Origin of the sequence: Streptomyces aurantiacus (genome assembly GCF_001418335.1) — a bacterium.
Classification (GTDB): Bacteria; Actinomycetota; Actinomycetes; order Streptomycetales; family Streptomycetaceae; genus Streptomyces; species Streptomyces aurantiacus.
In genome coordinates this window covers 1-6,210 of sequence record NZ_LIPP01000359.1, presented here as the reverse complement: position 1 = coordinate 6,210, position 6,210 = coordinate 1, and the positions used below count along the sequence as shown (strand labels likewise).

The window sequence follows — 6,210 nt, the reverse complement described above, 5'->3', positions numbered from 1 at the left end:
GGCCGACTCCGCGGCGGCCTCCCTGCGTGCCGTACGGGCCGAGGCCGCCGCGGAGTCGGCCCGGCTGAGGGAACTGACAGACCGCATCCGCGCGCGGGTGCCCGAACTGGTCCCGGACGTGGAGGTGGTGGGCGACCCGGTCGACCGGCTCCCCCATCTGCTCACCTTCTCCTGTCTCTATGTCGACGGAGAGACTCTGCTGCACGAGCTGGACCGCGCGGGGTTCTCCGTCTCGTCCGGATCGTCCTGCACTAGCAGCACGCTGACGCCCAGCCATGTACTGAAGGCCATGGGTGTGCTGAGCGAGGGCAATGTCCGGGTGTCGCTCCCCGTGGGCACGCCTGCGGAGGACGTGGACCGTTTCCTGGCGGTTCTGCCCGGCACGGTCGCGGCGGTCCGCGAGAAGCTGGGCGCTCCGTCGGCCACCGCTTCCGCCGTGACCGCCGGGCGCGACTCCATCCTGGTGGATGCCCTCGGCAAGCGCTGCCCGATCCCCGTGATCGAGCTCGCGAAGGTGATCACCGACGTCCCCCTCGGCGGCACGGTCCGCGTCCTCTCGGACGACGAGGCGGCGCGCCTGGACATCCCGGCGTGGTGCGAGATGCGGGGGCAGGAGTACGTGGGGGAGGAACCGGCGGACCGGGGTACGGCGTACGTGGTCCGCCGCGTGCTCCGCTAGCGCGGCGCTTGCCCGGCGCTGCCCGGCGCGCGCGCCTGAGCTCGGGTGATCCGGCTCGTTGGCGACTGCGGGCGTGTCGTTGGTTGCGCGCGCAGTTCCCCGCGCCCCTAGGTACCTAGGGGCGCGGGGAACTGCGCGGCCGGCCCCCACGCGCCCGCGGACGAACAAAGCACCCGAGCCACTCGGAACCCGGGGCAGCGGCCCTAAGCCAGACGCCCCTGAACTTCGGTCGCGGCGTCATGCCCGTACGCCTTCGTGAACCGGTCCAGGAAGTGCGACCGACGCAACTGGTACTCCTGCGTGCCCTTGGTCTCGATGACCAGCGTGGCGAGCATGCATCCGACCTGCGCCGCCCGCTCGTGCGAGACCCCCCAGGCCAGCCCCGACAGGAAGCCCGCCCGGAAGGCGTCGCCGACCCCCGTCGGGTCGACCTTCGCCGTCTCCTCCGGGACACCGACCTCGACCGGGTCCGCACCGACGCTCTCGATGCGCACGCCGCGCGCCCCGAGGGTCGTCACACGGTGGCCGACCTTGGAGAGGATCTCGGCGTCGCTCCAGCCGGTCTTGGACTCGATGAGCCCCTTCTCGTACTCGTTCGAGAAGAGGTACGTCGCCCCGTCGAGGAGCAGCCGGATCTCGTCGCCGTTCATCCGGGCGATCTGCTGGGAGAAGTCCGCCGCGAAGGGGATCGAGCGCGTCCGGCACTCCTCGGTGTGCCGGAGCATCCCCTCGGGGTCGTCCGCGCCGATCAGGACGAGGTCGAGTCCGCCCACCCGGTCGGCGACCTTCTTGAGTTCGATGAGGCGGGCCTCGCTCATGGCACCGGTGTAGAAGGAGCCGATCTGGTTGTGATCGGCGTCCGTGGTGCAGACGAAGCGCGCGGTGTGCAGTACCTCGGAGATCCGGACGGACTCGGTGTCGACGCCGTGCCGGTCCAGCCAGGCCCGGTACTCGTCGAAGTCGGAGCCCGCGGCCCCGACCAGGATCGGCGAGGAGCCGAGCTGGCCCATGCCGAAGGCGATGTTCGCGCCCACTCCGCCCCGGCGTACGTCGAGGTTGTCGACCAGGAAGGAGAGGGAGACCGTGTGCAGCTGATCCGCGACCAGCTGGTCGGCGAAGCGGCCGGGGAAGGTCATGAGGTGATCGGTGGCGATGGAGCCCGAGACAGCGATACGCACGGCTAGGACACACTCCTGCGAGGAGGGGGATTGACAGTTCACGCTACCGGGTCGGCGTCAGGCCGATGGTGGGGTCCCGCTGGAGCCTCGACTTCGAAGCAGGCAAAACTACCCGATAGTAGGGCTTTTTCCGCCGACTTCCGATGCATACGGTTCCGTTATGACGAACCTCCAGATCCACGGCGACACTCCGCTCGGCTTCGAAGCGCGCTACCGAGGCGTCGAAGGGCTCGACGCCGGCCTCGCGGAGCTGCGGGGCGACTGCGCGCGCATGGTCCCGCACTGGGAGGCTCCCGCCCGGATCACTGCCCGCCCGGTGTCCCCGGCACTCATCCACGGCGTGATCGTGCCGTCGGCCTCCGCCCGTCTGCTGGACGCCATGTCCGACTACGGCAACTGATCTCCCGGGGGCGCGCGGCGCGGTGACCGCCCGCGCGTTTCGAGCCCGCGCGCGTTTCGAACCCGCGCCCGGTGAAGGGAACCGCACGCTCCCCCGCCGCGTCCCATCGCCGTCCCCCGTAGAGGGGTGCGTCCCGTGGGACGACGGCGTGGCAGAAGGAGCAATGCGGTGGACACCGAGCGACCCGACAACGACGCGACCGGCGCCGACGACGCCGCCGACGCCGAGAACCGCCCGCGCCGACGGCGTTCCCCGGTGGCCGTCGCTTCGGTGGCGGCGGCGGTGCTCCTCGTGGGCGGCGGCGGAGCGTACTTCGCCGCCACCGCGACCGGCGGCAACGGGGGCGGCGCAGGCAAGGACAGCTCCGGCACGCCAGGCGGCGACGGAACTCCGCCGCCGCTCGCCCTCGACGGCTACCCGCAGGGCGGCACGACCGGCACCGCAGGTACCGGCGGCACGGGCGGCATCGCGCCCGGCGAGCCCGATCCGAACGGCGTGACCTACCGCGCCGAGGGCGAGCTGCCCGACGGCCCCTCCTCCGCGGCCGTCTACCGGGCGAAGGGCACGGTCACCGCGGCCGAGGTGGCGAAGCTCGCGAAGGCTCTGGGGGTCGAGGGCACACCGAAGGCGGCGGGCGACGCCTGGCAGGTCGGAGCCACGAAGGACGGTTTCGGACCCGGTCTGCGGGTGAGTAAGGAGGCCCCCGGCACCTGGACCTTCAGCCGCTTCGCACCCGGCACCGACAACTGCAAGGGCACCACCACATGCGCGAACCGGAGCAGCAGCGGCAGTGAGAGCGCCAGGGGTGCCGAGGTGGACCCGGTCGGCGCGGACGCCGCGAAGAAGGCCGCGTCCCCGGTCCTCAAGGCGGTCGGCCAGGACGACGCGAAGCTCGACGCCGGCCAGCTGATGGGCGCCGTGCGCGTGGTGAACGCGGAGCCGGAGATCGACGGCCTGCCGACCTACGGCTGGACGACCGGCGTCCAGATCGGCCCGGACGGCGAGGTCGTGGGCGGCAGCGGCCAGTTGAAGGCGCCGGCGAAGGGCGACACGTACCCCGTGGTGAGCGCGCGGAAGGCGCTCGCTCTGCTGAACGGGTCCGCGGCGGGCGGCGGGCGCGTGGGCATCGGCGGCTGCGCGAGCCCCGTACCGCTGAAGGACAGGAACGAGACGCCCTGCGGGACCTCGACGTCGAGCGCGGCACCGAAGTCCGATCCGGTCGTCGTCGAGGACGCGGTGTTCGGCCTCGCCACGCACGCCGTGGACGGCCGGCAGGCGCTGGTGCCGTCCTGGCTCTTCGAGGTGCGGCCCGCGGGGACCGACGACGGCTTCACCGTCACCCACCCCGCGGTCGACCCCAAGTACCTGACCGCGCCACGGACGGTCGAACCGGGTGACGGGCCGAGTGACGGACCGAGCGCGGCGCCCACGACCAGGAACGTACGGATCGAGGGGTACAGCGCGGACGGCAGGACGCTGACCGTGCGCTTCACGGGCGGCGTGTGCAGCGACTACTCGGCCGCCGCGGACGAGACCGGCGGCACCAACGGCACCGATGGCAAGGTCACGGTCCGGGTGACCGCCAAGTCGTGGAAGGACAAGGTCTGCATCATGATCGCCAAGGTCTTCCACGAGAAGATCACTCTCGACAAGCCGCTCGGGAACCGCGAGGTGGTCGGCCAGGACGGCAAGGCCGTACCCCTGGAGAAGGATCTGCCGAACCCGGCAGGATGACGGCCGTATGACGGCCGGATACGCGAAAGGCGGCGCCCCCACCGGAGGGGGCGCCGCCTTTCTACGTCACTCGGGGAGTCCTAGCTGAAGGAGTCGCCGCAGGCGCAGGAGCCCGTCGCGTTCGGGTTGTCGATCGTGAAGCCCTGCTTCTCGATGGTGTCCACGAAGTCGATGGAGGCGCCGCCCAGGTACGGAGCGCTCATGCGGTCGGTGACGACCTTCACGCTACCGAACTCCTTGAGGACATCGCCGTCGAGGGAACGCTCGTCGAAGAAGAGCTGGTAGCGCAGGCCGGAGCAGCCGCCGGGCTGAACGGCGACGCGCAGCGCCAGGTCGTCACGGCCCTCCTGCTCCAGCAGGCCCTTGACCTTGGCCGCGGCGGCGTCCGACAGGAGGATGCCGTCGCTCACGGTGGTGGTCTCGTCCGATACGGACATCTGCTTCTCTCCCGGGTTGTACGGAGACTGCTTGCCGACGTTGCAACCAGCGGGGCCGCGGATTCATTCCGGGCCGAGCGTGTGTCTTCGGCTCTCTCTTCATGCTCGCACACCCGGCGGGAAGCGGAAAACAGCCTGTGGACAACCCCGCTCACCGGGCTCCGGCGGCCTGTACGGGATTCACGTCACATAGACGTTATGGACATCGTCAAAGTGACATGAAGCAGTTATGATAGATAACGTCATTTCGACGAAAAGGCGTGTCCTGCTGGATCGTTCAGCCGGTCGATCCCAGCGAGCCGCAGAACAGAAAGGGTGTGTGTTCGTGACCACCGCCCAGACCCAGGAACTCGACGTACAGCCGACGCCCCTCGCCCTGCTGCTGCTCGGCCGCGAGGCCGACCCGCGGAGCGAGCGCGGCGTCGAGTGTCCCGGTGACCTGCCCTCGCCGTCGGACCCGAACCTGGTGGAGCGCGCCCGCGCGGCCAAGGAGAAGCTCGGGGACAAGGTCTTCGTGCTCGGCCACCACTACCAGCGCGACGAGGTCATCCAGTTCGCGGATGTCACCGGCGACTCCTTCAAGCTGGCCAGGGACGCCGCGGCGCGCCCCGAGGCCGAGTACATCGTCTTCTGCGGTGTGCACTTCATGGCCGAGTCCGCGGACATCCTGACCTCCGACGACCAGAAGGTGGTCCTGCCCGACCTGGCCGCCGGGTGCTCGATGGCCGACATGGCCACCGCCGAGCAGGTGGCCGAGTGCTGGGACGTCCTGACCGAGGCCGGCATAGCCGAGCAGGTCGTGCCCGTCTCGTACATGAACTCGTCCGCGGACATCAAGGCATTCACGGGCAAGCACGGCGGCACGATCTGCACGTCGTCCAATGCCAAGACCGCGCTGGAGTGGGCGTTCGAGCAGGGCGAGAAGGTCCTGTTCCTCCCCGACCAGCACCTGGGCCGCAACACCGCCGTGCGCGACATGGGAATGTCGCTCGACGACTGCGTCCTCTACAACCCGCACAAGCCGAACGGCGGGCTGACCACCGAGCAGCTGCGGAACGCGAAGATGATCCTGTGGCGGGGGCACTGCTCGGTGCACGGCCGCTTCTCGGTGGAGTCGGTGGAGGACGTACGCGCCCGTATCCCCGGTGTGAACGTGCTCGTCCACCCCGAGTGCAAGCACGAGGTGGTGTCCGCCGCGGACTACGTCGGCTCGACGGAGTACATCATCAAGGCGCTGGAGGCGGCTCCGGCCGGCTCGAAGTGGGCGATCGGTACGGAGCTGAACCTTGTCCGGCGCCTGGCGAACCGGTTCGCGCCCGAGGGCAAGGAGGTCGTCTTCCTCGACAAGACGGTCTGCTTCTGCTCGACCATGAACCGCATCGACCTGCCCCATCTGGTCTGGACGCTGGAGTCACTGGCCGAGGGCAACCTGGTGAACCGCATCGAGGTGGACCGGGAGACGGAGCAGTTCGCGAAGCTGGCGCTGGAGCGGATGCTGGCGCTGCCGTAGGGCATGCGCATGCTGGCTGTCTACTCGCCCGCGGGTCCGTCGTGGCTGGTCGCGCAGTTCCCCGCGCCCCTGACGGGGCCCGGCGTCGGCCTTCTGTTTACCCGTCGGTAGCATCTTGGTATGGCAGACAAGCAGGTCGAGCGCCGAGTGGCGAAGCTCGCCAAGCAGATTTCCTCCTTCGCCGATGCCCACGGCGGCGCCGAGGGGCAGATCGCGTACCTCGGGCAGAAGGGCGCGCGGATCGTCCTCGTCGGGGAGGACGGCGAGGGGGG

Annotated in this window: 6 protein-coding genes; 4 read left to right on the top strand and 2 right to left on the bottom strand. The window is 70.1% G+C overall.

What is annotated here, in order from left to right; translation table 11 throughout:
• On the top strand, window positions 1-679 hold a 679-nt coding region (locus AOK01_RS35040; RefSeq protein WP_157871619.1), incomplete at its 5' end, for a cysteine desulfurase/sulfurtransferase TusA family protein.
• A 203-nt stretch (window positions 680-882) separates the two neighbouring features.
• Here AOK01_RS35040 and AOK01_RS35035 read toward each other — a convergent pair.
• The gene (locus tag AOK01_RS35035; RefSeq protein ID WP_055518857.1) at window positions 883-1,857 is read right to left on the bottom strand and encodes a carbohydrate kinase family protein; all 975 of its coding nucleotides are present in this window, start codon (window positions 1,855-1,857) and stop codon (window positions 883-885) included.
• Window positions 1,858-2,017: 160 nt separating this feature from the next.
• Here AOK01_RS35035 and AOK01_RS35030 point away from each other — a divergent pair, with 160 nt between their 5' ends.
• Together AOK01_RS35030 and AOK01_RS35025 are read left to right on the top strand one after the other, a co-directional pair.
• On the top strand, window positions 2,018-2,257 hold the full coding sequence (locus AOK01_RS35030; RefSeq protein WP_055518856.1) for a hypothetical protein: 240 nt from the start codon (window positions 2,018-2,020) through the stop codon (window positions 2,255-2,257).
• Between the two features lie 168 nt (window positions 2,258-2,425).
• Entirely contained in the window at window positions 2,426-3,991 is a 1,566-nt protein-coding gene (locus AOK01_RS35025; RefSeq protein ID WP_055518854.1) for a hypothetical protein, read from the top strand.
• 80 nt (window positions 3,992-4,071) lie between these two features.
• Here the strand turns inward: AOK01_RS35025 and AOK01_RS35020 are convergent, their stop codons facing one another.
• Window positions 4,072-4,428, bottom strand: coding sequence for a HesB/IscA family protein (locus AOK01_RS35020; protein WP_055518853.1), 357 nt, complete (start codon window positions 4,426-4,428; stop codon window positions 4,072-4,074).
• A 325-nt stretch (window positions 4,429-4,753) separates the two neighbouring features.
• Between AOK01_RS35020 and nadA the strand changes: the two genes are divergently transcribed.
• Entirely contained in the window at window positions 4,754-5,938 is a 1,185-nt protein-coding gene (gene nadA, locus AOK01_RS35015; RefSeq protein ID WP_055518859.1) for a quinolinate synthase NadA, read from the top strand.
• Window positions 5,939-6,210: the final 272 nt, after the last annotated feature.

What these genes read in the sequence shown, in the direction of transcription:
- AOK01_RS35030 (WP_055518856.1), top strand. Translation starts at nt 2,018, where the DNA reads ATGACGAACCTCCAGATCCACGGCGACACTCCGCTCGGCTTCGAAGCG.
- AOK01_RS35020 (WP_055518853.1), bottom strand. Translation starts at nt 4,428, where the DNA reads ATGTCCGTATCGGACGAGACCACCACCGTGAGCGACGGCATCCTCCTG.